The 26,369-nt window shown below is 69.3% G+C and carries 28 protein-coding genes and 1 tRNA gene; 19 read left to right on the forward strand and 10 right to left on the reverse strand.

Annotation, left to right across the window (positions count from 1 at the left end):
• Positions 1-2: 2 nt before the first annotated feature.
• A tRNA-Arg gene (locus E1218_RS07020) sits at positions 3-76 on the reverse strand.
• Between the two features lie 147 nt (positions 77-223).
• Between E1218_RS07020 and E1218_RS07025 the strand changes: the two genes are divergently transcribed.
• From E1218_RS07025 to E1218_RS07035, 3 genes are all read left to right on the forward strand, one after another.
• A complete protein-coding gene (locus E1218_RS07025) occupies positions 224-1,771 on the forward strand; it encodes a PrsW family intramembrane metalloprotease (protein WP_132317480.1) in 1,548 nt (515 codons plus the stop codon).
• A gap of 90 nt (positions 1,772-1,861) precedes the next feature.
• Entirely contained in the window at positions 1,862-5,437 is a 3,576-nt protein-coding gene (locus tag E1218_RS07030) for an AAA family ATPase (protein WP_132317482.1), read from the forward strand.
• On the forward strand, positions 5,434-7,113 hold the full coding sequence (locus tag E1218_RS07035; protein WP_132317484.1) for a P-loop NTPase family protein: 1,680 nt from the start codon (positions 5,434-5,436) through the stop codon (positions 7,111-7,113). Before E1218_RS07030 ends, E1218_RS07035 begins: the two co-directional genes overlap by 4 nt.
• 80 nt (positions 7,114-7,193) lie before the next feature.
• Here E1218_RS07035 and E1218_RS07040 read toward each other — a convergent pair whose 3' ends face one another.
• Positions 7,194-7,811 carry an SRPBCC family protein gene (locus E1218_RS07040; RefSeq protein ID WP_165949152.1) on the reverse strand — a complete coding sequence of 206 codons (618 nt, stop codon included), beginning with the start codon at positions 7,809-7,811 and terminating at the stop codon, positions 7,194-7,196.
• A 78-nt stretch (positions 7,812-7,889) separates the two neighbouring features.
• On the reverse strand, positions 7,890-8,480 hold the full coding sequence (locus E1218_RS07045; RefSeq protein WP_165949153.1) for a single-stranded DNA-binding protein: 591 nt from the start codon (positions 8,478-8,480) through the stop codon (positions 7,890-7,892).
• An 84-nt stretch (positions 8,481-8,564) separates the two neighbouring features.
• On the opposite strand from E1218_RS07045, the gene ettA reads away from it, so the two are divergent.
• The 4 genes from ettA (at position 8,565) to E1218_RS07065 (ending at position 11,817) form a co-directional block, all read left to right on the forward strand.
• The gene (ettA, locus tag E1218_RS07050; RefSeq protein ID WP_132317488.1) at positions 8,565-10,247 is read left to right on the forward strand and encodes an energy-dependent translational throttle protein EttA; all 1,683 of its coding nucleotides are present in this window, start codon (positions 8,565-8,567) and stop codon (positions 10,245-10,247) included.
• Positions 10,248-10,388: 141 nt separating this feature from the next.
• Positions 10,389-10,727, forward strand: coding sequence for an ArsR/SmtB family transcription factor (locus tag E1218_RS37725; RefSeq protein ID WP_132317490.1), 339 nt, complete (start codon positions 10,389-10,391; stop codon positions 10,725-10,727).
• Positions 10,724-11,200, forward strand: coding sequence for an SRPBCC domain-containing protein (locus tag E1218_RS07060; protein ID WP_132317492.1), 477 nt, complete (start codon positions 10,724-10,726; stop codon positions 11,198-11,200). The genes E1218_RS37725 and E1218_RS07060 overlap by 4 nt, the downstream gene beginning before the upstream one ends.
• Positions 11,197-11,817, forward strand: a complete 621-nt coding sequence (locus tag E1218_RS07065) for a dihydrofolate reductase family protein (protein WP_132317494.1) — start codon at positions 11,197-11,199, stop codon at positions 11,815-11,817. Before E1218_RS07060 ends, E1218_RS07065 begins: the two co-directional genes overlap by 4 nt.
• On the opposite strand, the gene E1218_RS07070 is transcribed toward E1218_RS07065, so the two are convergent.
• Positions 11,801-12,700 carry an aminoglycoside phosphotransferase family protein gene (locus E1218_RS07070; RefSeq protein WP_132317496.1) on the reverse strand — a complete coding sequence of 300 codons (900 nt, stop codon included), beginning with the start codon at positions 12,698-12,700 and terminating at the stop codon, positions 11,801-11,803. The two genes, E1218_RS07065 and E1218_RS07070, sit on opposite strands and share 17 nt — an antisense overlap.
• 214 nt (positions 12,701-12,914) lie before the next feature.
• Complete coding sequence (locus tag E1218_RS07075) at positions 12,915-13,373, reverse strand: MarR family winged helix-turn-helix transcriptional regulator (RefSeq protein ID WP_132317590.1); 459 nt, start codon at positions 13,371-13,373, stop codon at positions 12,915-12,917.
• 146 nt (positions 13,374-13,519) lie between these two features.
• Between E1218_RS07075 and E1218_RS07080 the strand changes: the two genes are divergently transcribed.
• Complete coding sequence (locus E1218_RS07080) at positions 13,520-14,095, forward strand: YceI family protein (protein WP_132317498.1); 576 nt, start codon at positions 13,520-13,522, stop codon at positions 14,093-14,095.
• Positions 14,096-14,143: 48 nt separating this feature from the next.
• On the opposite strand, the gene E1218_RS07085 is transcribed toward E1218_RS07080, so the two are convergent.
• A complete protein-coding gene (locus E1218_RS07085) occupies positions 14,144-14,743 on the reverse strand; it encodes a TetR/AcrR family transcriptional regulator (RefSeq protein ID WP_132317500.1) in 600 nt (199 codons plus the stop codon).
• Between the two features lie 72 nt (positions 14,744-14,815).
• Here E1218_RS07085 and E1218_RS07090 point away from each other — a divergent pair, with 72 nt between their 5' ends.
• From E1218_RS07090 to E1218_RS07100, 3 genes are read left to right on the forward strand one after another with little or no spacing between them, the layout of a single operon-like run.
• Complete coding sequence (locus E1218_RS07090; RefSeq protein WP_132317502.1) at positions 14,816-15,961, forward strand: acyl-CoA dehydrogenase family protein; 1,146 nt, start codon at positions 14,816-14,818, stop codon at positions 15,959-15,961.
• A 12-nt stretch (positions 15,962-15,973) separates the two neighbouring features.
• On the forward strand, positions 15,974-17,194 hold the full coding sequence (locus E1218_RS07095) for an acetyl-CoA C-acetyltransferase (RefSeq protein WP_132317504.1): 1,221 nt from the start codon (positions 15,974-15,976) through the stop codon (positions 17,192-17,194).
• A complete protein-coding gene (locus E1218_RS07100; RefSeq protein ID WP_132317506.1) occupies positions 17,194-17,949 on the forward strand; it encodes an SDR family oxidoreductase in 756 nt (251 codons plus the stop codon). Before E1218_RS07095 ends, E1218_RS07100 begins: the two co-directional genes overlap by 1 nt.
• On the opposite strand, the gene E1218_RS07105 is transcribed toward E1218_RS07100, so the two are convergent.
• On the reverse strand, positions 17,946-18,500 hold the full coding sequence (locus E1218_RS07105) for a hypothetical protein (RefSeq protein ID WP_132317508.1): 555 nt from the start codon (positions 18,498-18,500) through the stop codon (positions 17,946-17,948). The two genes, E1218_RS07100 and E1218_RS07105, sit on opposite strands and share 4 nt — an antisense overlap.
• A gap of 267 nt (positions 18,501-18,767) precedes the next feature.
• Between E1218_RS07105 and E1218_RS07110 the strand changes: the two genes are divergently transcribed.
• Complete coding sequence (locus E1218_RS07110) at positions 18,768-19,673, forward strand: GNAT family N-acetyltransferase (protein ID WP_233712068.1); 906 nt, start codon at positions 18,768-18,770, stop codon at positions 19,671-19,673.
• A gap of 109 nt (positions 19,674-19,782) precedes the next feature.
• Positions 19,783-20,667 (forward strand): GNAT family N-acetyltransferase, encoded by an 885-nt coding sequence (locus tag E1218_RS07115; RefSeq protein ID WP_132317510.1) that lies wholly within the window; start codon positions 19,783-19,785, stop codon positions 20,665-20,667.
• Positions 20,668-20,684: 17 nt separating this feature from the next.
• On the opposite strand, the gene E1218_RS07120 is transcribed toward E1218_RS07115, so the two are convergent.
• Entirely contained in the window at positions 20,685-21,140 is a 456-nt protein-coding gene (locus E1218_RS07120) for a MaoC family dehydratase (protein WP_132317512.1), read from the reverse strand.
• Between the two features lie 24 nt (positions 21,141-21,164).
• Entirely contained in the window at positions 21,165-21,920 is a 756-nt protein-coding gene (gene fabG, locus E1218_RS07125; RefSeq protein ID WP_132317514.1) for a 3-oxoacyl-ACP reductase FabG, read from the reverse strand.
• Between the two features lie 90 nt (positions 21,921-22,010).
• Here fabG and E1218_RS07130 point away from each other — a divergent pair, with 90 nt between their 5' ends.
• The 5 genes from E1218_RS07130 (at position 22,011) to E1218_RS07150 (ending at position 24,541) form a co-directional block, all read left to right on the forward strand.
• The gene (locus E1218_RS07130) at positions 22,011-22,436 is read left to right on the forward strand and encodes an acyl-CoA thioesterase (protein WP_132317516.1); all 426 of its coding nucleotides are present in this window, start codon (positions 22,011-22,013) and stop codon (positions 22,434-22,436) included.
• Complete coding sequence (locus tag E1218_RS07135; protein ID WP_132317518.1) at positions 22,433-22,852, forward strand: acyl-CoA thioesterase; 420 nt, start codon at positions 22,433-22,435, stop codon at positions 22,850-22,852. Before E1218_RS07130 ends, E1218_RS07135 begins: the two co-directional genes overlap by 4 nt.
• A 15-nt stretch (positions 22,853-22,867) precedes the next feature.
• On the forward strand, positions 22,868-23,287 hold the full coding sequence (locus E1218_RS07140) for a globin (RefSeq protein ID WP_132317520.1): 420 nt from the start codon (positions 22,868-22,870) through the stop codon (positions 23,285-23,287).
• A gap of 27 nt (positions 23,288-23,314) precedes the next feature.
• Positions 23,315-23,743: an OsmC family peroxiredoxin gene (locus tag E1218_RS07145; protein ID WP_132317522.1), complete on the forward strand. Its 429-nt coding sequence runs from the start codon at positions 23,315-23,317 to the stop codon at positions 23,741-23,743.
• Between the two features lie 93 nt (positions 23,744-23,836).
• Positions 23,837-24,541, forward strand: a complete 705-nt coding sequence (locus E1218_RS07150; RefSeq protein ID WP_132317524.1) for a GNAT family N-acetyltransferase — start codon at positions 23,837-23,839, stop codon at positions 24,539-24,541.
• Here E1218_RS07150 and E1218_RS07155 read toward each other — a convergent pair.
• Positions 24,441-25,241, reverse strand: a complete 801-nt coding sequence (locus E1218_RS07155) for a mechanosensitive ion channel family protein (protein WP_233712071.1) — start codon at positions 25,239-25,241, stop codon at positions 24,441-24,443. The two genes, E1218_RS07150 and E1218_RS07155, sit on opposite strands and share 101 nt — an antisense overlap.
• A gap of 68 nt (positions 25,242-25,309) precedes the next feature.
• On the opposite strand from E1218_RS07155, the gene E1218_RS07160 reads away from it, so the two are divergent.
• Positions 25,310-26,308 (forward strand): DUF2157 domain-containing protein, encoded by a 999-nt coding sequence (locus E1218_RS07160; protein WP_132317528.1) that lies wholly within the window; start codon positions 25,310-25,312, stop codon positions 26,306-26,308.
• Positions 26,309-26,369 lie beyond the last annotated feature (61 nt).

A 26,369-nucleotide genomic window follows, 5' to 3' on the forward strand; every position in this document is an offset into this window, starting at 1 on the left:
GGCGCGCCCGGCAGGATTCGAACCTGCGACCAACGGATTAGAAGTCCGACGCTCTATCCAGCTGAGCTACGGGCGCGTGGCACGGAAGAGTCTCTCAGATGGCGGGTGGATCGTGCGCGTGGGTTACCGGTGGGCGGGTCGAAGTACAGGCTTGTCGTTCCATCCCGGTAACGCTGCGTGGGCTCTCCTGCCCTCGGATCGGCTCTCCAACTAGGCTGCGGGCATGAGTTACCCCTCACCAGGCCCGGCCGGCTCGCCGCAACCCGCGGCGGGGTCGGCGTACTCGCCCGGCGGACCCTACCCGCAGCCGAACGTGCTCGGCAGTCACCCCGTCCCGGGGCAGCGGCGCAACCAGGGCATCCTGATCGGCATCGTGATCGCGGTCATTTTCGCGATCGCGGGTCTGGTGATCTTCAGCATCGTGGCCAGGTCGACCGGCGCGGGCGGCTTCACCTGGGGGCTGGTGTTCGCGTTCGTCCCCGTCATCCCGGTGATCGCGCTGTACCTCTGGCTGGACCGCTACGAACCGGAGCCGACCAAGTACATTCTGTTCGCGCTCTGCTGGGGTGCCTTCATCGCGACGCTGGTGGCGCTGTTCATCAACACCAAGGTGTCCATGCTGCTGGAGGAGACCGGCAGCGGCGGATTCCGGTCCGCGGTGTTCGTCGCGCCGCCGGTGGAAGAGTTCGCGAAGGGCGCGGTGATTCTGCTGCTCGCGCTGATCCGGCGCAAGGAGTTCGACGGGATCATCGACGGCCTGGTCTACGCCGGGATGGTAGGTGTCGGCTTCGCCTTCACCGAGAACATCCTCTATTACGGCCGCATCTTCAGTGAGCTCTCCGAGGAGGCCGGCAACGACGCCGGTCTGCGCGGTGTCTTCGTCCTCTTCTTCCTGCGCGGCTTCCTCTCGCCGTTCGCGCATCCACTCTTCACGTCGTTCACCGCGATCGGCATCGGGATCGCCGTACGGCATCGGAGTACGGCGGTCCGCTTCCTCGCCCCGATCGTCGGCTACCTGACCGCCGTACTGGCGCACGGCCTCTGGAACGCGGTGGCGAGCTGGGCCAACGGCACCGGCTTCATCATGGCCTACCTGTTCCTGATGGTCCCGATCTTCATCGGTATGGTCGTCTTCGCCCTGGTGATGCGGTCCCGGGAGGGGAAGATGATCGCGTCCCGGCTGTACGACTACGTGCGGTTCGGCTGGCTGGTCGCGCAGGACGTCCCGCTGATCGCGACGCTGCGCGGGCGCAAGGCGCTGCGGCAGAACGCGAAGCGGTACGGCGCCGAGGCGGAAGCGGCCGCGAAGGCGTTCCAGCAGAACGCGACCGACCTGGCGTACCTGCGGGACAAGATCGTCCGCCAGGTGATCGGACCGGACGCCCTGAAGACCGAGAAACGGCTCCTCGACGAGCTGCGGGCCCGGCGGCCGAGCGTGCCGTTCCCGCCGATGCCGGCGTTCGCCCAGGCTGGACCTCAGTTCCAGGGGGTACCGGGGCCCGGTGGTCCCGGAGTTGGCCCTGGTATCGGTCCCGGTCCTGGCGTCGGACCTGGCGTCGGTGCCGGTGGACCGGGAGCCGGGGCCGGTGCGCCGGGTCCGGGTGGATCTCCGCCGCCGCAGGACGGTTATCCGCCCGCTCAGCCCGGGTATCCCTCGGGTCAACCCACCGGGCAGCCCGGTTACCCAGCGAGCCAACCTGATTACCCACCGGGACCCCCTGGTCAACCAGGACCGCCGGGAGGATACGGTCCGTATCCACCACCGCAGTGACTGCCACCCGTCCACGCCGCCAAACGGGGATGACGATGACTTTGCTTCTGCGCTGTCCGACCGGGCACTCTGTGCTCGTGGGCGGACGTCGTGGCTGACATCAAGTCAGCAGCAGGTGAGGGTTCGGAGCCGCAGGTTCCGGACCGGGATCAGCCTGCCCAGGAGCTGGCGAACCTGATCGCCCAACCGGATGCCAAGGGCAAGGGCTTCTGGCGCCGCCGCCGGCGCAAGACGGCCACCCCTGTCGCCGAGCCCACCGCCGAGCCGACGACGGACGAGCTTGCCCCGGCTGCCACCGAGACGACGGCGGATGCTGACCAGTCGACCGCCAAGCCGACCACCGGCAAGTCACCCACCGACGAGCGGTCCACCGGTGAGCCGACTGCGGACGAGCAGTCCATCGGTGAGCCGTCCAGCGGTACGCCGGTTGCCGACGAGCCGTCCGCAGACGAGGTGGCCGCGGAGGCGACCGCCCGCGAGCCTGCCGCTGACGAGGCTGCCGCCGACCGCCGCGACCAGCGCGCGGGTGCTGTGACCGGTGAGGAACCACCCGACAACGACGCACCTGACGGTAAACTGAGAACCAAGGGCTCCGAGCCTGCGGAGTCCGCTGCCACGGAAGCATCCAACGAGGAACGCCCGGCGGCAGAAGCAACCGCCGCAGAATCACCTGCAGACGACCAGGCGGAGAAGTCCCCCGCCTCCAAACCCGCGGAGACGGACCCGGAGCGCCCGACCGTAGGCGTTGTCTACGAGCCGGACGAATCCCCGGACGGCTTCCCGATGGAGTACGGCGACATCATCGTCGGCCTCCCGAAGAACCCAGCCACCAACTCCGACACGGCCACGGACGACGCCACGCCCGCGGACGAGGAGCCTGAGGCCGACCCGTCGGACTCGCCCCCCGAGTCAGCCGACGACAAGACAGACGCGTCCCCCGAAGCAGCCGACGACGACGCGGAGGCGGCCTCCGAGGCAGGCGACGAGGCAGACGCTTCGCCCGAGGTAGGCGACGACAACGCGGACGCGGCCCCCGAGTCTGCCGACCACAAGACAGCCGAGTCCTCACCGGAGGAGCCTGAGACGGCCAAGGAGGCTGTTCCGGCGGCTGAGCAGGTTGACCCGGCAGTCGACCAGCCCGGGAGCCCCGACGACGCCGACGCAACGTCTGAGGAGGCTGTAACGGCGGCTGAGGTGACGGGCGACGCTTCCGACGAGCCTGACCCGGACCGTTCCGACCCGCAAGCACAGGACGGCGACGGTCAGTCGGCGGATGCGGCGGCCGAGGGCTCGTCCGAGCAGTCGGCTGAGGCTGAGTCAGCAGGCGCCCGCCCGGAGCCGTCGGACGCGACAGCGGAGGCGTCTGCGAGTGAGCGGGCCGACGCGACGGAGCGGGACGACGGCGACGACGTTGCCGGCACGGACGGGCCTCGCGCGGAGGCTGACGGTGCAGAGGCCGACAGCGAGCGGGCGGATGACGCGAATGACGCGGCTGCCGAGGACCCGGTGGAGCAGCTTGCCGCCGCCGGTGACGCCGACGCGGCTGAGGAGTCGGCAGCCAACGGAGGGGCTGCCGAGGATGCCGAGGTGGCTGACGAGGGGCCTGCGGAGTCCACGGCTGCCGGTAATGGCTCCGTGGCTGCTGCGGGTGCTGATGCTGTCGGTGACGCCGATGAGGTTGAGAGGTCTGCGGCGGAGGAAGACGAAGCCGAGCGTGCCTTTGCGGAGGCGGAGGCTGCCGGCGACGGGGCGGACGCTGGCGACGACGGGGCGGACGCTGGCGGCGACGGGGCGGACGCTGGCGATGCCGAGGCTGGTGACGAGGCGCGGGAAGGGTCCGCGGCGGCCAGTCGCGGTGCTGGTGATTCCGCAGATGACGAGGTTGCCGGTGAGGACTCTGAGGTGGCTGGTGGGGCCGTTGAGGAGTTGAGTACTGAGCAGATGGCTGAGCGGGTGGCGGCCGAGCAGGCGGCTATGGCGCTGATTACGGCGCTGATGCGGCTGCGGGGGGCGTTGGCGGCCAGTCAGTTGCCGATCGACGTGGTGGGGGCGGACGAGGCTCGGCAGCAGCAGAAGGCGATGCTGGATCAGCTGGACGACTACGTCCTGCCGCGGCTGGTGCAGCTCGAGGCTCCGCTGCTGGCTGTTGTGGGCGGGTCGACGGGGGCCGGTAAGTCGACGCTGGTGAACACGATCATCGGCAAGGTGGTGAGTGAACCGGGTGTGTTGCGCCCGACGACTCGGTCGCCGGTGCTGATTCACCACCCGGCCGACGCGGACTGGTTTTCCGGCGACCGGGTGCTGCCCGGAATGGCGCGGTCCAGTGGGGACAAGCCGGGTGGGATGGAGGACCCGGGACAGCTGCGGTTGGTTGCCGCCGACACCGTTCCGCAGGGGCTCGCGATCCTGGACGCGCCCGACATCGACTCCGTCGTCGAGGCGAACCGGGACCTCGCCACCCAGTTGCTCGCCGCGGCGGACCTCTGGCTGTTCGTCACCACGGCCGCCCGGTACGCCGACGCCGTGCCGTGGGACTTCCTGCAGAGCGCGTCCGACCGCAGTACGGCGGTCGCGGTCGTGCTGGACCGGGCTCCGGAAGACACCATCGACGACATCACCGGTCACCTCGCGCAGATGCTGCTCGAGCGCGGGCTGGGAGACTCGCCGTTGTTCTCGATCAAGGAGACGGTTGTCGACGGCAACGGGATGCTGCCGGCCGAGACCGTTGCCTCGATCAAGGACTGGCTGGTCGACCTGGCCGCTGACGCGGAGGCCCGGGCGGCGGTCGTCCGGCGTACGCTGCACGGCGCGGTGAGCGCGATGGTCAAGAAGACCCCGCCGTTCGCGGCCGCGGTGAAGGCGCAGGCCGAGGCCGTGGTCGAACTGCGGTCGACGGCGGAGACGGCGTACGACCGGGCGGTCAAGGACATCTCGAAGGCGACGCAGGACGGCACGCTGCTGCGCGGCGAGGTGCTGGCCCGGTGGCAGGAGTTCGTCGGCACCGGTGAACTGCTGAAGGGACTGCAGACCAACGTCGGCCGGCTGCGCGACAAGATGAAGGCGACGGTCGTCGGCAAGCCGCCGCCGACGCGGGACCTCAACGACGCGGTCGAGTCCGGCCTGGAGTCGTTGCTGCGTGAGCACGCCGAGGCGGCCGCCGAACGGGCCGAGGAGTCGTGGCAGTCGACGGCCCCTGGCCGGCAACTGCTCGCCGCCGGGGACCGCGACCTCGGCCGGATGTCGAAGGACTTCCCGGCAGCGGCCGGACGCGCGGTTCGCGACTGGCAGGGCTACGTGCTCGACCTGGTCCGCAAGGAGGGCGCCGACAAGCGCTCGACCGCGCGCATCCTCGCGTACGGCGTGAACGGCCTGGGCCTCTCGCTGATGGTGGTGATCTTCGCCAGCACGGCCGGGATCACCGGTGCCGAGGTGGGTGTCGGCGCCGGAACCGCGGTGGTCGGGCAGAAGTTGCTCGAGGCCGTCTTCGGCGATCAGGCGGTTCGCACCCTGGTGACTAAGGCTCGCGAGGACCTTGACGGTAGGGTTCATGCCCTGATGGATGCCGAATTCGCCCGCTACCTGGCTCTCCTCGACCAGCATCCGGTGGACCCCGAGGCGGCCAGGCAACTGACGGAGGCCGCGCGCGCGGTGGAGGACTGCACGTGACGGGAATTGTGGATACGGTCAAGGGCCTGGTGAGAGGCTCGACCGATGTCCTGACGAAGATCGAGGCGCTGGAGGCGGCCGCAGAGGCCGGCCAGGGCCGGCTGGACCCGGTGGTGCTCACCGAGGCGACGCAGATCGTGGAGCGCGCCGGGCAACGGCTGAGGATGTCCGGTGAGCTGACCGTGGTCGCGCTGGCCGGGGCGACCGGATCGGGCAAGTCGTCGCTGTTCAACGCGATGACCGGGCTCGACCTGGCCGCGATCGGCACCCGCCGGCCGACGAGTTCGATGCCGCTCGCCTGTGTCTGGGGCGAGGAGCCGGCCGGTGAAGTGCTGAACTGGCTCGGGATCCCGCGGCGCCACCAGGTGCAGCACCGGAGCTCGCTGGAGGAGGCGCAGTCGGAAGACCTGGACGGTCTGGTCCTGCTGGACCTGCCGGACCACGACTCGACCGAGGTCGAGCACCGGCTGATCGTCGACCGGCTCGTCGAGCTGGTCGACATGCTCGTGTGGGTCGTAGACCCGCAGAAGTACGCCGACGCCGCGCTGCACAACCGCTACATCAAGCCGTTCGCCTCGCACTCGGGTGTGATGGTGTTCGCGCTGAACCACATCGACAAGCTCACGCCGGACCAGCGGAAGAGCTGCCTGAACGACCTCGACCGGCTGCTCAAGTCGGACGGCCTCAAGTCGCCGAACGTCGTGGCCACGTCCGCGGTGAGCGGCGACGGCCTGGACGAGTTGCGCGCCTTGCTGGTCAAGCGGGTCAACAACAAGCGGGCCGCCCGCGAACGCCTGGCCGCCGACGTCGACCGCGTCGCGGACCGGATGGCGAGCCAGTGCGGCAACGCCAAGACGCCGGAGATCGCCAGGCGCGACATCACCGAGCTCGTCGACGCACTGTCCGACGCGAGCGGCGTCCCGGTCGTCGTCGACGCCGTACGCCGGTCCTACCTGCAGCGGGCGCGCGCCGCGACCGGATGGCCGGTGACCAAGTGGCTGGGCCGCTTCCGCCCGGATCCACTGCGGCGACTGCACCTGGATCAGGTGTCGAAGCAACAGAACAAGGCGCTGCGCAAGTCCGCCTCGCACGAGGTCGCGATCGCCCGGTCTTCGTTGCCTGCGGCAACGCCGGTGCAGCGGGCCCGGATGGACACCGCCGTCCGCACCATTACCAACAAGGCCGCCGACGGGCTGTCGCGCCCGTGGGCCGACTCGGTCCGCTCGGCAGTCCGCCGGCGAGAAGAGTCGCTCGGTGACGAGCTCGACCAGGCGGTCGCCCGGACCGATCTCGGTGCGAGCAACAGCCCCGGTTGGTGGAGTGCGGTCAGGTTCATCCAGTGGCTGCTGTTCCTGGTGGCGCTCGGCGGGGGACTGTGGCTCGCCGCGCTGGCCGTCTTCGGCTTCCTGCAGTTGGACGACCCGCCGCTGCCGAGGTGGAACGGCATCCCGTACGCCACGATCATGCTGATCGGTGGCGCGCTGCTCGGAGTCGCGGTGTCCTTCGCCTGTCGCCTCTTCGCCACCAGTGGAGCCGCGCGTCGCGGTCGTCTGGTCGCGAAGGCGCTGCGCTCGGAGTTGGAGAAGGTTGCCGACAGCCACGTTGTGGCCCCGGCCCGCGCGGAGCTCGACGCCTACACCACCTGCCGCGACAACCTCGCGACTGCCCGCCGCTGAACCTGACGCGCCTACCGACGCTCCACCGTCGGTAGGCGCTGGTGCGGACCCGCGAGCTGGTGCCAAGTCGCGAGACGCGGTCAGACCTCGGCGTCGGGGGCGAACTGCGCCATGGAGACCTTGGCGGCTTCGGCGAGATCCTCCTCGGTGGTCGTGCCGGAGGCGCGGACGGTCTCGATCCAGGCGCGGACGGCCTGCTCGTTGAACCTGAGGACCTCGGGTGACTCGGCCATCTCGACCGGGTTGGTGTCCTCGGGCAACTCCCCGTCGACGTAGAGGGCGAGGCCGAGGAGGCCGCCGTCCCAGCCGGGACCTACCCAGAGTGCGCCGGATCCGCCGGGGGCGGGTGGCTCGCTCATCGTGTGTTCGAGCTCCAGCTCGGTCGACGCGTCGGCGCCCGGCTGCAGGCGGAGCTCCAGCAGACTGGTCGGACCGCCGAAACTGACCTTGAACCGCTTGGGCGGCTCGCACTCCAGGATCTCGCCGCCGGCGTTGTTCTCCAGTTGGTACGTGCCGCCGACCGTGAAGTCGCCGCTCACCGGCCAGAACCAGCGCCGCATCCGCTCCGGGTTCGTCAGCGCGTCCCAGAGCTCCTCGGGCTCGGCCCGGTACGTCCGGCGCATCACCACCGTGGCCGTCTCCCCGGTCCTGCTGACCTCTCGCCGAACCGCGTTGATGTGCTCGAGGATGTCGATCACGGCTGTGTCCCTCTCGTCTCCGGCTGTGGTGCTGCCCAGAATGCCGCTCACGACTTATATAAGTCAAGGCTGAGATAGTCATGCCGCGTCGGACGTCGCGGTCAGGGGCAGGGGAGCTGTCGAGTACTCGTCGGCCGGGAACGGGGAAGCGGTCGTCTCGACCGGGCCCGCTGACGGTACGGCGCTGAGCGCGGCGCCCGGCGGTCCGCCGGCAGGGCCCGATGCGCCGGACGGACGGGCGGCGGTCTTGGTGAAGGTCGCCGTACCCCGAGTCAGGTCGTGGCCGAGGGAGAACGCCTCGAGGACGACGCGGCTGCGAGACTCACCGGCCTCGTCGGTCCACTCATGCGTTCGTAGTCGGCCGGTCACGATCACCGGTTGCCCGACATGCACCGACTCGAAGGCGTTCTGGGCCAGGACGCGCCAGCACTCGACGTTGAACCAGGTCGTCGGTTTGTCGACGTACAGCCCCGTGTTCCGGTCGAACTGCCGTGGTGTCGAGCCGATCCGGAACGTCGCCCGCGGCGTGTTCCCGCCGACCTCCTTGAAGTCCGGCTCGCTGCCGACCCAGCCTTGCACCGTCACATAGGTCTCCCCGAGGCTCATGATGGCCACCTTCCGTCCGATCGCGATGTCGCTGTCGTCGGAGAAGATGCACGGCTCGTCCACGCGTCGAACGCCGGACTTCTGATCTGTGGACAACTGGGAGGGCGGATTGGGGTCCGCCGGGGGCGAGCACATAGGCTCTGGGGTATGGCGGAATTCATCTACACCCTTCGCAACGTCCGGAAGGCGTACGGCGACAAGGTCGTTCTCGACAACGTCACGCTGAACTTCCTGACCGGGGCGAAGATCGGCGTGGTCGGGCCGAACGGCACCGGCAAGTCCTCGCTGTTCAAGATCATGGCGGGGCTCGAGCAGCCGAACAACGGCGAGGCCCGGCTGGCTGACGACTCGACCGTCGGGATCCTGCTGCAGGAACCGCCGCTGACCGAGGGCAAGAGCGTGCTGGAGAACGTCCAGGAGGGGGTCGGCGACACCAAGCAGAAGCTCGACCGCTTCAACGAGATCTCCGCCGAGCTGGCCGACCCGGACGCGGACTACGACACCCTGCTGGCCGAGATGGGCGACCTGCAGACCGAGCTCGACCACCGCAACGCGTGGGACATCGATGCTCAGCTCGAGCAGGCGATGGACGCGCTGCGCTGCCCGCCGCCGGACGCCCTCGTCGACAACCTCTCCGGTGGTGAGCGCCGTCGGGTCGCGCTGTGCAAGCTGCTGCTGCAGCAGCCCGATCTGCTGCTGCTCGACGAGCCCACCAACCACCTGGACGCCGAGTCCGTCCTCTGGCTGGAGCAGCACCTGCAGAAGTACCCGGGCGCCGTCATGGCGATCACCCACGACCGGTACTTCCTGGACAACGTCGCCGAGTGGATCCTGGAGCTAGACCGCGGCCGGACGTACGGCTACGAGGGCAACTACTCGAAGTACCTCGAGACCAAGCAGCAGCGGCTCGTGGTCGAGGGCCAGAAGGACGCCAAGCGGCAGAAGATCCTGGAGCGCGAGCTCGAGTGGGTCCGGTCGAACGCGAAGGCCCGGCAGACGAAGAGCAAGGCCCGGCTGGCCCGCTACGAGGAACTCGCGGCCGAGGCCGAGCGGGCGAAGAAGCTGGACATCGACGAGATCAACATCCCGGCCGGCCCGCGTCTGGGCAGCACGGTGCTGGAGGTCTCGAAGCTGGAGAAGGGCTTCGGCGACCGCAAGCTCATCGACGGCCTCAGCTTCTCGTTGCCGCGGGCAGGCATCGTCGGCATCGTCGGCCCGAACGGTGTCGGCAAGTCGACCCTGTTCCGGATGATCGTCGGCGAGGAGCAGCCGGACGCGGGATCGCTGAAGCTGGGAGACACGGTCAAGATCTCGTACGTCGACCAGTCGCGCGGCGGCCTGGACCCGAAGAAGACGGTCTGGCAGCAGGTGTCCGACGAGCTCGACTACATCAAGGTCGCGAACTTCGAGATGCCGAGCCGGGCGTACGTCGCCTCGTTCGGCTTCAAGGGGCCGGACCAGCAGAAGCCGACCGGCGTGCTGTCCGGCGGTGAGCGGAACCGGCTGAACCTCGCGCTGACGCTGAAGATGGGTGGCAACCTGCTGCTGCTCGACGAGCCGACCAACGACCTGGACGTGGAGACCCTGCAGTCGCTGGAGGACGCGCTGCTGGAGTTCCCGGGCTGTGCCGTGGTCGTGTCCCACGACCGATGGTTCCTGGATCGGGTGGCGACACACATCCTGGCGTGGGAGGGGACTGAGCAGGACCCGGCGCAGTGGTTCTGGTTCGAGGGGAACTTCGCGTCGTACGAGGCGAACAAGGTCGAGCGGCTGGGGCCGGAGGTGGCGCGGCCGCACCGGGTCACCTACCGGAAGCTGACGCGGGACTGATTACCGCAGCTCGAGCGCCCCACCTCGTCGCCGGCGAGGTGAGGCGCTGCTGTTCGCGCGGAAGCCGACGACCAAAGGTGGGGACGCAACCTAATACTTAGCCCTTGCGCTAAGTATCGGAGCCGGGCAATACTTAGCCTTATGGCTCAGTATTCGGGGGAGGTTGACCGGGTGTTCGTTGCGCTGGCTGATCCGACGCGGCGTGAGGTGATTCAGCGGCTCGGGCGAGGGGCTACGAGCGTGGGGGAGTTGGCCGGGGCGTTTCCGATGACCTTGCCGTCGTTCATGAAGCATGTGCGGACGCTGGAAAGCAACGGGCTGATCCGGACGGTGAAGGTCGGCCGGGTGCGGACCTGTGTGCTCAACCGGGAGCGGCTGACGCTGGTCGACGACTGGCTCGCCGAGCAGCGGCGGATCTGGGAGGACCGCACCGACCGGCTCGAACGTTTCGTCACCGACTCTCTGGAGGAACAGGAATGAACCCGGAGCTCGACCTGACCGTGGAGCGGGTCATCCGCGCGCCGCGCGCCGCCGTCTGGAGGGCGTGGACCGATCCGGACCGCTTCGCGCAGTGGTGGGTGCCCGCGCCGGCCGTGTGCCGGGTGGAGCGACTCGATGTTCGCCCCGGCGGCGCCCTCGTGACCCGGTTGAGTGAGGACGGCGTGCAGTTCGGCCCACATCTCGACGCCGCCTTCCTGGTCGTCGACGAGCTCGAGCGTCTCGTGTTCACCAACGCGATCGACAGCACCTGGCGGCCGGTGAATCCCGCGCCGATCGCGATGACGGCCGAGATCGCCCTGGCCGACCACTCGGACGGCACCGACTACCGGATCGTCGTACGGCATGCCGATCCGGCGGCCCGCGCGCTGCATGAGCGGCTCGGTTTCGCCGACGGCTGGGGGACGGTCACCCAGCAGCTCGCCGGCGTGGTGGAGAGCGAGGTTGCGCGATGAAGCTCGTGCTGACGGAGTTCGTCTCGCTCGACGGGGTCAGCCAGGGGCCGGGATCACCGACCGAGGACACGAGCGACGGTTTCACCCGCGGCGGCTGGCTCGTGCCTTTCCTGGACGAGCAGTTCGTCCGGCGGACGTCGGCCTGGCTCGACCTCGCCGACGGGATCCTGCTCGGCCGGCGGACGTACGAGGCGTTCGCCCGGGACTGGCCGCAGATCACCGACCCGAACGACCCGTACACCGTGCGGATGAACTCGCTGCCGAAGTACGTGGTGACCAGCACCCTCAGCGAAGGGGATTGGCGCCCGACCACAGTTCTGCGCGACCTCCACGCCGTTGGTGCGCTCAAGGCCGAGCCAGGACGCGAGCTCCAGATCCACGGCAGCGCGCGACTCGGCAACTCACTGCTGGCCGCCGGGCTCGTCGACACACTGCGGCTCGTCGTCGCCCCGACTCTCGTCGGATCCGGGCGCCGGCTGCTCGACCACCCGAACGAGGCCGTCGGACTGCGGCTCGTCGAGCAGGAAGTGACCCCGAGCGGCCTGGTCGTGCTCGAGTACGACGCCGTTGGCGCCGCTGCGGTCGCGGAGTACGAGGGCGTTACGGCGTTCGTGTAGCGACGTGATCCGCGAGGACCTCGTCGATCACCCGCTGGTTGATGTCGACGTCCCGGTCGCCGGCAAGGGTGATGAGGGCCTTCCAGAGCGCCCAGCCGCGGGCCCGGGCCCAGGTGTCGGCGTCCTGCGCCACCGCTGACCGGAAGGTGTCGCGGGAGTCGCCGCTGAAGAACGTGTAGGCGATCACCAGGTCGCAGGCCGGGTCACCGACGCCGGAGGTTCCGAAGTCGATGACGGCGGACAGCCGGCCGTCTCGGACGAGGAGGTTGCCGCTTGCGATGTCACCGTGGAACCACACCGCCGGCCGGTCCCACGAGCTCGCCAGCGCCGTCTCCCAGACCTCGCGGGCCAGGTCGGTGTCGATGCGGCCCTCGATTACGTCGAGCGCCCCGACGGTCTCCTCGTGGTAATACTCCGGCGGCGCACCGCGGTAGAAGCTGTGCGCGCCGGCCCCCGGCCCACCGGTCGCGTCGCAGGCTTGCAGTGCGACGACGAACTTGGCGATCGAACGGGCGAAACCGGACAGGTCGGTGACGGTATCGGGTGACGCGGTCTCGCCGTCGATCCAGCGACGAATCGCCCAGTGGTAGGGATAACCCTGGCCCGGCTCGCCCTTCGCCACCGCCTCCGGGATCTGCACGGGCAGCGCCGGCGCCAGCACCGGTAGCCACTGGTGCTCCTTGTGGACGGCCGCGGTGTAGCTCTCGGCCGTCGGCAGGCGTGCGGTCAGCTCCGCACCCAGCCGGTACGTCCGGTTGTCCCAGCCGTCGATCTTGACCGGGGCGACCGGCAGGTCGGCCCACTGCGAGAACTGGTCGGCGAGCAAGCGGCGTACCAGGTCAGCGTCGATACCGGCCCGGCCGTCTCGGTGGTAGTCGGTCACAGGCCGCGATTCTTCCGGCGGCCCTCGGGGATCGCAAAGGATTTCACCGAGGGTCGAACGGCGCCGCGGCGATCCAGGCGGCGCCGACCGGCGCAGGTGGAGCGGCGGTAAGGCTTGGGCGTGCCGGCCGGTCAGGTCCTCGACCCGGCCGCCGGACGCGTTCGCGGCTCGGAGTTCCCGGCCGGCCGTTGACGAACGGCTACCCAGTGGCGGCCTACCGCTGGCCGATGTGTTCGGAGACGGTGTCGAAGACCCGGCCGATGGCGGCGAAGTCGTCGGCCGTGGCCAGGTCGACCAGGTTGGCGCGGACGCCTGCGACATGGGTCGGCGCGGCCTGCTCGAGGAGGTCGAAGCCCGCATCGGTGAGCTCGGCCCAGACGCCACGTTTGTCGCTGGTGCAGGAGGTCCGCCGGACCAGTTCGCCGGCCTCGAGGCGGCCCACGGTGTGGGTCAGCCGGGAGCGGCTCTGGTGCAGCCGGTCGGCCAGGTCGGCCATCCGGAGGCGCCGGTCGGGCGCTTCGGAAAGCCGAACCAGGATCTCGTAGTCGTTGATGCCGATGCCGAACTGACGCAGGTCGTCGTCCAGTTTCGCCATCAGGCGCGCAGTGCCCAGCAGGTACGCGCGCCACGCCACCTGCTGCTCGGCGTTGAGCCACCGGGTCTCAGTCGTCATCGTCACGAAGACAGTGTACCGGGAATGTAGTTGACTTTTAAACTGTTGATCCCTACTGTCGTAGTTAACAGGTTGAAACTTTAATCATCCACTGACTGCGTCCCCCAGACCAGTGACGTCCCTTGCAAGACCCCCGAGAGGAAACCATGAGCGAGACCATGACCACCGGCACCACCCCGACCAGCAGCATCCCCGGCCTGGTCGCCGGTACCTACGCGATCGACGCGACGCACAGCGAGATCGGCTTCACCGTCCGGCACCTGATGACCAAGGTCCGCGGCACCTTCCAGGAGTTCGCCGGCGAGATCGTCGTCAAGGACTCCCTGGAGGAGTCGGCGGCGGCCGTCTCCGTCGAGCTGGCGTCCGTCCACACCCGCAGCGAGCAGCGCGACGGGCACCTGCGGTCCGGCGACTTCTTCGACGCCGAGAACAGCCCGAAGATGACCTTCGTCAGCACCGCCCTCAAGCCGGAAGGTGACGACTACATCCTGGCCGGCGAGCTGACCATCAAGAACGTGACCAAGCCGCTCGAGCTCGCGGTCGAGTTCCTCGGTGTGGACCAGAACGCCTACGGCCAGACGATCATCGGCTTCGAGGCGTCCGCGCAGATCAGCCGCAAGGAGTGGGGCATCGACTTCAACGTCCCGCTCGAGGGCGGCAAGCTGCTGATCGGCGACAAGGTGGACATCCACCTCGACGTCCAGGCCGCGCTCCAGGTCTGAGCCGCCGGCAGGCACAAGGCCCCGCACCACCACGGTGCGGGGCCTTCGCTATGCCTGGACCATCCGGTGGGCGAGGTCGGCGTACAGCTTTCCCAGGGCTTCCGGGTCGGCGCGGTGGGGCGTGTACCAGCGGGCGACGTCGATCGCGAGCGAGAGTACGGCGAGGGTCGTGCCCGGGAGGTCGTTCACCGTGAAGTCGCCGGTGGTCGCGCCGTCGGTGAGGACCTGTTCGATCTGGGCCGAGATGGCGCGGCGGATGGTCGCGACCTCGGCGAAGTGCTCCGGGGAGAGGGCGGCGAGTTCGTATTGGACCACCCGCGCGATGGTGTGGTGCCGGGCGTGCCACGCCGTGAACGCGGACACGAGCGAGCGGAGGCGATCCGCGGGAGTCGGGCCGGTGTCGGCGGAGCGCAGTACGTCGAGGGCGGCCTTGTGGCCGTACAGGCTGATCTCGAACAGCAGGCGTTCCTTCGACGGGTAGTGCACGTAGAGCGCCGCCGGGCTCATCCCAGCGCGAGAGGCGATGTCGCGGGTGGTGGTGGCCTGGAACCCCCGCTCGGCGAACGCGTCGATGGCACCCGTCAGCAGGCGGCGCGCGGCGGCCGGCTGGACGTGCTCCCACACGAGCGGGCTGGTGACTGCGGACACGTTGACACCCTGCCTCAGATTGGCGAAGCTAAGCAAGCGCTTAGCCAGTTGTCTCACTCCACGGGAGGCCCGATGGAACGCGTCATCTTCAGCGAGGACCACCACGCCTTCCGGGCGAGCGCGAAGGAGTACTGCGACCGCTCGCTGGTCCCGCGGATGGAGCAGTTCCTCGAGGAGAAGACCATCGACCGGGCCGCCTGGATCGAGGCCGGCAAGCAGGGTTTCCTCGGATTGGACGTGCCCGAGGAGTACGGCGGCTCGAGTGTCGGCGACTACCGCTTCAACGCGGTCTTCGCGGAGGAGGTATCGAAGGTCTCCGCGTCGCTGTCGAGCTGTTTCGGCATCCATTACGACTGCTGCGCGCCGTACTTCGTCGACCTCGGCACCGAGGAGCAGAAGCAGCGCTGGCTGCCGAAGTTCTGCGCCGGTGAGTACGTCGCCGCGATCGGGATGACCGAGCCGTCCGGCGGGTCGGACCTGGCCGCGCTGAAGACGACCGCGCAGCGGGCCGACGGCGGCTGGGTGCTGAACGGGTCGAAGACCTTCATCACCAACGGCGACATGGCCGACCTGGTCATCGTCGCCGCGCGCACCGACCCGTCGAAGGGGGCGAAGGGCATCACGCTGTTCGTCGTCGAGGATGGCATGGAGGGCTTCGCCCGCGGCCGCAAGCTGGACAAGGTCGGCCAGACCGAGTCGGGTACGTCGGAGCTGTTCTTCGAGGACCTGTTCGTCCCGGACGGCAACGTGCTCGGCGAGCTGGACCGCGGTTTCGTGCACATGATGGAGCGGCTGGCGCAGGAACGCGTCGGAGCGGGCGTCTCGAACATCGCGCACGCGACCCAGATCCTCGCCGAGACGATCGACTACGTGAAGCAGCGCACAGCGTTCGGCCGGCCGGTCGGCTCGTTCCAGTACAACAAGTTCGTGATCGCCGAGCTGGTGACGAAGGTCGAGGTCACCCAGGCGTACGTCGACAACGCGGTGGTCGCGCACGACGAGGACCGGCTGTCCGCGGTCGACGCGGCGAAGGTGAAGTGGTGGAGCGCCCAGGTGCAGAACGAGGTCCTGGACGCGTGCGTGCAGTTGCACGGCGGGTATGGGTACATGAACGAGTATCGGGTGGCGCGCGCCTGGCGGGACGCCCGGGTGACCAAGATCTGGGCCGGATCCAACGAGATCATGAAGGAACTCATCGGCCGCGACCTCGGCCTGTAGAGAGGAACAGCTGTGCCTGAAGCAGTCATCGTGTCCACCGCCCGGTCGCCGATCGGCCGCGCGTACAAAGGGTCGCTCAAGGACATCCGGCCGGACGACCTCGCTGTCCAGATGATTCAGGCCGCGGTCGGCAAGGTGGGTCTGACCGGCGACCGGATCGAGGACCTGGCGGTCGGGTGTGCGGAGCCGCATGACGAGCACGGCGGCAACATGGCCCGCCGGATCGCCGTCCAGCTCGGCTGGGACGACACCCCGGCGACCACGGTCAACCGGTTCTGCGCGTCGTCGACGCAGACCGCGCGGATGGCCTTCCACGCGATCAAGGCCGGTGAGGGCGACATCTTCGTCAGCGCCGGCGTCGAGTGCGTGTCGCGGTACAAGAACTTCGGCTCGGCCGGGGTCGGCGACCCGAGCTCGTTCAACGAGGTCTTCGCCGACGCGGTGCAGCGGACCGAGAAGTACGCCGAGACCAATGAGACCTGGCACGACCCGCGCCAGGACGGCCTGGTCCCGGACATCTACATCGCCATGGGCCAGACCGCCGAGAACGTGGCCACGCTGAAAGGGATCAGCCGCGCCGACCAGGACGCGTTCGGCGTCCGTTCGCAGAACCTGGCCGAGAAGGCGATCCACAACGGCTTCTTCGAGCGTGAGATCGTCCCGGTGACGCTGCCGGACGGGACCGTGGTCAGCAAGGACGACGGTCCGCGGGCCGGCACCACGCTGGAGAAGGTCAGCGAGCTGAGGCCGGTGTTCCGGGAGAACGGCACGGTCACCGCCGGCAACTGCTGCCCGCTGAACGACGGTGCAGCCGCGGTCGTGATCATGAGCGACACCAAGGCGCGCGAACTCGGCCTCACCCCGCTCGCGCGGATCGTGTCGACCGGTGTCAGCGGGCTGTCGCCGGAGATCATGGGCCTCGGCCCGGTCGAGGCGTCGAAGCAGGCGCTGGCCCGGGCCGGGATGAGCATCAGCGACATCGACCTGGTCGAGATCAACGAGGCGTTCGCGGTCCAGGTGATCGGTTCGGCGCGTGAGCTCGGCGTCGACGAGGACAAGCTGAACGTGCACGGCGGCGCGATCGCGCTCGGCCACCCGTTCGGGTCGACCGGTGCGCGGATCATGACGACGCTGGTGAACGGGCTGCAGTTCGAGGACAAGCAGTTCGGCCTGGAGACCATGTGCGTCGGCGGTGGGCAGGGGATGGCGGTCGTTCTCGAGCGTCTCAGCTGATGTCGTTGCACGGCCGTACGGCGATCATCACCGGGGCGTCCCGGGGGATCGGGCTGGCGATCGCACGGCGCCTGGTGGCCGACGGCGCGCGCGTCGTCATCACCGGCCGCACCCAGGAGACGCTCGACCAGGCGGTCGCGTCCCTGGGCGGCCGGGAGCGCGCGTTCGCGGTCGCCGGGAAGGCGGCCGACCCGGAGCACCGGGCGACGGTCGTCGCGGCTGCGGTGGCGACGTACGGGTCGGTCGACCTGCTGGTCAACAACACCGGCATCAACCCGATCTACGGGAAGCTGCTCGATGTCGACCAAGCGGTCGCGGCCAAGATGGTCGACACCAACGTCCTGGCCACGATCGCCTGGGTGAAGGCCTGCCGGGACGCGTGGATGCGCGCGCACGGCGGTGCGGTGGTCAACCTGTCCTCGGTCGCCGGCCTGGCGCCGTCGCCGGGGATCGGCTGGTACGGCGCGACCAAGGCGATGCTGTCCCGGGTGACGGCCGAACTGGCGGTCGAGCTGGCCCCGGAGATCCGGGTCAACGCGGTGGCTCCGGCCGTGGTCAAGACCAAGTTCGCCGGCGCCCTGTACGAGGGCCGTGAGGACAAGGTGGCGTCGACGTACCCACTGCAACGGCTCGGAACGCCGGAGGACGTGGCCTCGTTGGTGTGGTTCCTGCTCTCGGACGAGGCGTCCTGGATCACCGGCCAGACCATCACGATCGACGGCGGCCTCACCCTCACCGGCGGGATCGTCGGCTAAGTCTGGCTCGGCGCGGCCGGCCGGGTGGCGACGAAGCGCTGGCGGACGGTGATGCTGCCGTCCGCGTCCTCGTCCTCGTTGCGCCAGCGGAAGCCGGTCTCGCCGGTGTCCGTGAAGATCCAGCGGGTCTTGGCCGACAGTGGTTCGCGGGAATCGAGGGTGATCGAGTTCTCGCCGGGCGTGCCGATGAAGGTCATCACGAACGCGTGCTTCGGGCCCATCCAGGTGGAGCGGAAGGCGCCGAACTCCGGGTCGTGGATGCGGATCGTGAGCCCCCACTCGCCGTCGCCGTCGGTCGCGCGCACGGCCCGGCTGGGCGTGATCCAGATGTCCGCGACCGCACGACCGTCGAGCGCCCAGGCGAAGTGCCACTCGCCCTTGGTCTGCCGGGTGACGTTGCCGTCGTCGTCGTACCAGCTGACGTCGAGATCCCAGCTGCCGATCAGCGGCGCGAACGGCGAGAACGCGTCGGCGAGCTCCGGCCGCGGCTCCTCGGACACCATCAAGCCGGCGAGGACCCGAGCAGCGGCCACCCCATCTGTAATCTGCATAACCGCTATTTACTCCTGACGGCCTAGGGGGCTGTCAAGAGCCGGGGGAGGCGTATCGGACTGCCCGCCGCCGGTGACCACGTCGTGTCCCAGCACGATGGCACTTCCGGCGGTCGGGGCGATCAGTCCGACAACACCGGGCCACTCTAGTGGCAGTCGGGTACACGGCAGAATCACAGTGAGCGCGCACCTGTTGCGATCGCGTTGCTGTTCGTCCGCGGTCGTTATTCCGTGGCGGGAGGACCGGGTGCTGGTTAGGGTCCGGGCATGACGACACCGGTGACGATCCGGCAGGCCGTAGCCGACGACGCCGACGGCGTGGCGGCGGTCCGGCGCGCGGTCTACTCGTACAAGGTGATGTCCGCGGCGGCGGCCCGGCACATGATCACCGTGTCGTCCCCGCAGGAACGCTTCCTCGCTCTGGTCGCGGAGGCCGGCGGCGAGGTGGTCGCCTGGGGATCGGCCGGGCTGAACGTCTGGACCACCGATCAGGGCCAGAGCGACACCTCGATCTACGTGCATCCGGACCACCGCAAGCAGGGCATCGGGAGCATACTGGCGGACCGGCTGCACCAGCACCTCAGCGAGGTCGGTGCCGTCCGCGCCAGGACCTTCGTACACCCGGACGGCCTGGAGTTCGCGCGCAACCGCGGGTACGACGGGACGCGGCAGATGCACTACGCGGGCCTCGACCTCAGCACCTTGCCCGACCAGCCGCCGACCCCGGACGGCATCGAGCTGGTGACGATGGATGAGCTGGACCCACGGCAGGCGTACGCCGCCGACTCGATCGCCTCGCTGGACGAGCCGGGCGATTCGCCGCTCGACGCGATCGCGTACGGCGTCTGGCTCGAGCAGGTGTGGAACGCACCGGGCCTGGACAAGGTACTCGGCGTCGCCGCGGTCGCCGGCGACGAGGTGGCCTGTTTCACGGCGATCGAGACCGATGGCGACCGGGCCTGGTCGGGGATGACCGGCACGATCCCGGCGTACCGGGGCCGAGGGCTCGCCAAGCTGGTGAAGTCGGTCGCGCTGCGTCGCTGCGCCGCGGCCGGGATCACCTCGGCCTACACGTCGAACGACGACGGGAACGGTCCGATGCTTGCCGTCAACAACTGGCTCGGCTACCGCCGGGTGCAGACCGAGCTGAGCCTGCTCCGCCCGCTGGGCTGATCTTCGAGGTACGTCGAGAACGCCGCTGAGACAGAGCTGTAATCGATCCCGCATTCGGTCTGTGCCCGGCGCGGGTTATCTTCCGGGGAACCTCGCCGAAGGAGTCCGGATGGAGATCAGGCGTGCCGAGCCGGGGGACGTCGACAGCGCGATCGCCTTGCACGACGCGCAGGCGCCGTACCTGGCGCTCACGGCCTCGTCGCTCCGGCGCGAGCTCACGGCCGGTCGCGTTCCGGACCGTGGCATCTTCGCCGCGGTGGAGGCGGGCGAGGTGGTCGGCTGGGCGTCGACCGCGCTGATCGCCGGATCGGATCCGCTCGACGGGCAGCTCGGCGTGCTGGTCCGGCCGGACCACCGCGGCCGGGGCATCGGTACCAAGTTGCTGGAGGCAACCCACGAGGAACTGCGGTCGGCCGGTGCGACCAGCGCGCGGGTGTTCGCGGACCCGTCGACGGTGGGCTGGGCAGGCCGGTGGGGTTACCGGCAGACCCGGCAGGTCTACTACGCGGGGGCCGATCCGCGGAAGGCACCGGACATCCCGGGAGCGCCGTCAGGTGTGCACCTGGTGTCGCTGGCCGAGGTCGATCCCCGCCTCCTCTACAAGGCCGACCTGGTCGCCCAGCGCACGAAGCCGGGAGACGCGAGGATCACCACCCGGCCGTACGACGACTGGCTCGCCGGAGTGTGGAACTCTCCGGCGATGATGCTCGATCTCGGCATGGCCGCCGTCTACCAGGACCAGGTCGCCTGCTTCACGCTCTGCCACGGCGACCACACGCGGATCAGGTCGCCGATGACGGGGACGATGCCGGAGTTCCGCGGTCGTGGTCTGGCGAAGCTGGTGAAGTGTGCGGCGCTGCACCGGGCCGCCGACGCGGGAGTCCAGGTCGCGTACACCGCCAACTACGACGGCAACGCCCCGATGATCGCGGTCAACGAGTGGCTCGGCTACTACCGCGTCGCCACTCACGCCGTCCTGATCTGCCCGCTCTAGTGTCCTGAGTCGGGACACTAGGGAACGAGCAGTACGACGGTTTCGGCGACGCAGGCGGGCTTGGTCGAGTTCTCCAGCTCGATCACCCAGTTGAGCGAGACCTGGACGCCGGCCGGCGTCGCCGCCGTACTCGAGATCGAGGCGCCGGCCCGGACCCGCGAGCCGACCGGGACCGGGGCCGGGAAGCGGACCTTGTTGACGCCGTAGTTCAGCTTGGCGGTGACGCCCCGGACCGAGAACAGTTCCTCACCGAACCGCGCGATCAGGCTCAGGGTGAGGTAACCGTGCGCGATCGTGCCGCCGTACGGGCCCGTCTTCGCGCGCTCGACGTCGACGTGGATCCACTGGTGGTCGCCGGTCGCGTCGGCGAACTGGTTCACCTGCTCCTGGGTGATCTCGAGCCACTCGGACTCACCCAACCGGGTGCCGACCGCATGCACGACCTGGTCGATGCCGGTGAAGGACTGCGCCATCTTGTTTCGCCCTCGGTCCTGTGTCTAGTTCCGCGGTCCGCCGGCGACGTACAGGACCTGGCCGGAGACGAAACCGGCCTCCTCGCTGCAGAAGTACGACGCCGCCGCGGCGATGTCCTCGGGCTTGCCGGTGCGCTGCACCGGGATCGCGGCCGCGGTCGCCTTCTTGAACTCCTCGAAGTCGACGCCGACCCGGGCCGCGGTGGCTGCCGTCATGTCGGTCTCGATGAACCCGGGGGCGATCGCGTTCGCGGTCACGCCGAACTTGCCCAGTTCGATCGCCAGCGTCTTCGCCAGGCCCTGCAGGCCGGCCTTCGCGGACGCGTAGTTCGCCTGGCCGCGGTTGCCCAGCGCCGAGGTCGAGGACAGGAACACGATCCGGCCGTAGCCGGCCTCGACCATGTGCGCTTGACAGGCGCGAGACATCAGGAAGCTGCCCTTCAGGTGCACCGACATGACCGTGTCCCAGTCGTCCTCGGACATCTTGAACAGCAGGTTGTCGCGGAGCACGCCGGCGTTGTTCACCAGGATGGTCGGCGCGCCGAGCTCGGACACCACCCGCTCGACGGCGGCGGCCACCTGGTCGGACCGGCTGACGTCACAGCCGACCGCGACCGCCTTCCCGCCGGCCTCGGTGATCGCCTTCACCGTGGTCGCGCACGCGCCCTCGTCCAGGTCGAGGACCGCGACCGCGTTGCCGTCCTTGGCGAGCCGCTGCGCGACGGCCGCGCCGATTCCCCGGGCCGCCCCGGTCACGATCGCCACCCGCTGCTGCGTCATCCGCGTGCTCCTTCGGTGCTCGGTGATGCCGGGGATGACATTACCCACGCTCAGTCATGCCGGAAGTACCCAGGATGCGATGATCGCCGTGTGGATCATCACAACCGCCACGTCTACCTCTGCCCGCTGCGCTGGGGTGACCAGGACGCTCTCGGCCACGTGAACAACGGACGGTACGTCGACTACCTGCAGGACGCCCGGGTCGACTTCCTGTTCCGGACCGCCAAGGAGTTGGGCGCCGACGACCTGGAGACCGGCCTGCTGGTGGCCCGTCACGAGGTTCAGTACCGCGCTCCGCTGCACTTCCGGCCCGAGCCGGTCCGGATCGAGCTGTGGATCAGCGAGATCAAGGCCGCCTCGTTCACCGTCGACTACGAGATCCTGGACGCCGAGCCGCAGCGGCGGACGTACGTCGAGGCGCGCACCCGGCTGGTCCCGTTCGACTTCGCCGCCAACCGCCTCCGCCGGATCAGCCCGGTCGAGCGCGCGGCGCTGTCGAAACTGGTGGGCGCATGACCTTCGCCCATCCGGTTCTCGTCCGCTGGTCGGACATCGACTCCTACGACCACGTCAACAACGTCCGGTACTTCGACTACCTGCAGGAGGCCCGGATCGCCTTCCTGTCGCAGATCATCGGCACGACCGGCGACTTCTTCGCCGACCACCCGTGTGTCCTGGTCAGCCAGACCGTCGACTACCTGCGGCCGATCCTGCTGCGGCACCCGCCGTACGACGTCGACGTGTGGGTCGAGTCCGTCGGTACGACGTCGTACACGCTCGGCTCGCGGATCGTCGACCGGAGCGGGGAGAGCGAGGACGTCTACGCGAAAGCGGTGTCGGTGATCGTCACCGTGGACGGCGAGACACACGCCAAACGGCCGCTCGCGGACACAGAACGAGACGCCCTGCGCAAGCACGTTGTGACGGCTTGAGACACTGGTCCCGTTATGACTGAGCAACAGAGCTTCTACGACGCTGTCGGCGGTGCGGACGCGTTCCGCCGGCTGGTGGCGGCCTTCTACCGCGGCGTCGCCGCCGACCCAAAGCTGCGCCCGATGTACCCAGAGGAGGATCTCGGCCCGGCCGAGGTGCGCTTCCGGATGTTCCTGGAGCAGTACTGGGGCGGTCCACGGACGTACTCCGAGCAGCGCGGGCACCCCCGGCTGCGGATGCGGCACGCCCCCTTCGCCGTCACCCCGAGCGCCCGGGACCGCTGGCTCGGCCACATGCGGGCCGCACTGGACGAGCTCGCGCTGCCACCGGATCGGGACGAGGAGATCTGGACCTACATGGTGATGGCGGCGCACAGCATGGTGAACACCGACGAACCGCAGTACCCGGGCGCGATCGACGTGTCCGGCCGCTGAATTCCTATCGAAGGAGAAAACACGAGCATGGCCGCTACCCGTACCGCCAAGGCCCACTGGGAAGGTTCGCTGCTGGAGGGGGCCGGCCAGGTCGCCCTGCAGTCGTCCGGTCTGGGCACGTTCGACGTGACCTGGGCCGCCCGGACCGAGCCCGAGGCCAGCGGCAGGACCAGCCCGGAGGAACTGCTCGGTGCCGCCCACTCGGCGTGCTTCTCGATGGCGTTGTCGCACGCGCTCGCCCAGGCCGGCAACCCGCCGGCGGCGCTCGACACCCAGGCGGACGTCACCTTCCAGCCGGGCGAGGGCATCACCGGCATCAAGCTGACGGTCGTCGGCAACGTCCCCGGCCTGACCGCGGACCAGTTCGCCGAGTTCGCCGAAGGGGCGAAGAAGAACTGCCCGGTCTCGCAGGCGCTGTCCGCCCCGATCACCCTCGAGGTCAGCTTCACCGCCTGACAGCCGTCTCCGACGCCGCCTTCACAGCTGGTCTGTGAGGGCGGCGTCGTGTTACCGCCAGACAGGTCGCGGGGGAACGCGCATACTGCCGCTGTGGCGGATCACGCTGTGCTGCTCGACAACCATCTGGCGTTCCTGGCTGCTCATCGGGGAGTCGTCCGGCGAGGGGCCGCGGGGATCGAGGTGGTCGGGGAGGACGACTTCTTCTCCTGCTGGATCCCGCTGACCGCGGACACCGGCATCCCGGACGGTACGGCTGCCGTCCGGTTGGTGCCGTGGAGCGGCGACGGCTGGGAGAACCGGCTGACGGCAGCGGGGTTCGAGCCAGCCGAGGTGCTGGTCCACATGGAGTCACCGGCGGGGCACGCGACCGGGGAGCCGCTGTCCCCGATCGCCACGGCCGAGGACGCGGTCGCGTTCGCCGAGGTCCAGGCGGCCGCCTTCCTGGGGGAGGACGACCCGGACGTCGAGTGGTGGCGGCAGGAACTCCGTGAGCTGGCGCTGCGGAACTACGCCCGCCCGGACCAGTCCCTCTACCTCATCCGGGTCGACGGTGAGCCGGCCTCGATCACGCTGGTGTTCCGCACCGGTGACGTCTTCGGCATCTACGCGGTGGCCACGAAACCGGCGTACCGGGGACGAGGTCTCGCCTCGACGCTGCTCGGCCAGGCGCGGCGGGATGCGGCCGGCGGGCGGCTCACCCTGCAGGTGGTCGAGGGCTCTGCCGCGGAGCGGCTGTATCTGCGGCTCGGGTTCCGTCCGGTGTTCCGGTCACCTCATTTTCGTCGGCCGGAATAGGTTCCTCGGCCTTCTCGGTGCCGCTGCCGACACCCGACGGCGCGGAGCTGTCCGGGTCGCGGGTGGTCAGATTGCCGATCCGCAGGACCTCGCCGTTCCGGACGTACCACGTGGTGCCGTCTTCGCCGCGCAGGGTGGTGATCCGCAGTCCGACCGCGACGACGACACCGGTCGCCTTCTCCATGTCGATCAGGTCGCCCACGCCGTACTGGTCCTCGAAGATCATGAAGACCCCGGCCAGGAAGTCCTTCACCAGCGTCTGCGCGCCGAAGCCGAGGGCGACGCCGATGATGCTCGCCGACGCGACCACCGGGAGGATGTTGAAGCCGAGCTCGGCCAGCACCATCACCACCAGGACGGCGGTCAGCACGATCGTCACCGCGCTGCACAGCAGGGAGGCCATCGTCTCCGCCCGCTGGGCCCGGCGTTGGCTGGCCAGGGTGTTCTCGACGAAGCCCTGGCCGAGCTTCGACTTCGCCAGCACTCCGGCGACGGCGCCGTTCCCCGTCCGGCGGGCGAACCGGCGGATTACCTTGTGGAGCACCCAGCGGAGGATCAGGAAGCCCACGATCAGCCCGGCGATCCGGGCCGGGACCATGACGATCTGGTCGGTCACCTCCAGCTTGCCGTCGTTGCCGTACCGGAAGAAGGTCGGGAAGGCCTCGGGCAGCGAAAACAGGGGGTGACTGAACAAGGACACAAGGTAGCTGGTCAGAATAGGCATCTCGCCGCCTGATCTTAGTGAATCCGACAAGGGAGACGCGACGCATGCCGAGCCGGCTGGATGACGAGCTGTCCAGGCTCGTGAGCGCGGGTGTGCTGCGCCAGTACCAGGCCGACGCACTGCGGGACGCGGCCGACGCCGAGGTCGCGGCGGCCCTGTCCGAACGGGGCCGGGCTCGACCGCCGGAACCGGCCGCGCCGGCGTCCGTGAAGCCGCGCACCCCGCCGACCGCGACGCACTCGAGCGCGCTGACCGAGGTGCTCGGATACATCGGCGGGGCGCTACTCCTCGGCGCGGTCGCACTGCTGACGGTCGCGAACTGGGGCGAGATGGGGCGTGCCGCCCGCGTGAGCACCGGCACCAGCGCGGCGATCATCCTGCTCGGGGCCGCGGCCGTCCTCGGCGTTGTCCGCCGCCGCGAGCAGCTCAGTTCGGCGCTCGGGTCGCTGGGGTGTTGTGTGGCCGGCTTCGCCACGTACGTCGCGATCGAGGGGGAGACCGGCCGGATCGCCGGGGTCGCCGTCGCGCTCGCGCTCGCCGGTGCCGGACTGTGGTGGCTGGCCGGGTCGTCGTTGCTCGTGGCAACCTTTGCGATCCTGGCCGTCGGTGTGCTGGTGATCACGGCAGATGTCCTGACTCCGGACACCGGTGCCACGAACAGCGCCGGGATCGCCGGGACCGGGTTCATCCTGGTCGCGTTCGTGATGACCATCCTCGGGCTGTTCCGGGACCAGGTGACGGCGTGGTCGCTGGCCGGGGCGGCGATGTTCAGCTCGTCGATCTGCTGGCTGATCCAGGAGCGGGGCGAGATCATGGCACTCGCCGTCGGCACCGCCGGCCCGGCCGCGCTGCTGGTCGCGTACGGCCGCCGGCACGCGTCGGCGTACGCGGTGGTGGGCTGCGCGATCCTGCTGGTGATCTGGCCGACCGCGCTCTACCAGCTCACCGACAATATGGCCGGCGTGGCCATCGGCTTGGTGATCGCGAGCGCGGTCCTACTGATCGCCGTACTCCTGCTGAGCCGCCGCGGCACGAAGCGCTGACAATCCGCCGCCGCGCGAACCGGTAACAGTCCGGCGCGCGGCGTTGCGCGTTGGGGCAGTT

The sequence above is a fragment of the Kribbella turkmenica genome (assembly GCF_004348725.1).
Lineage (GTDB): Bacteria > Actinomycetota > Actinomycetes > Propionibacteriales > Kribbellaceae > Kribbella > Kribbella turkmenica.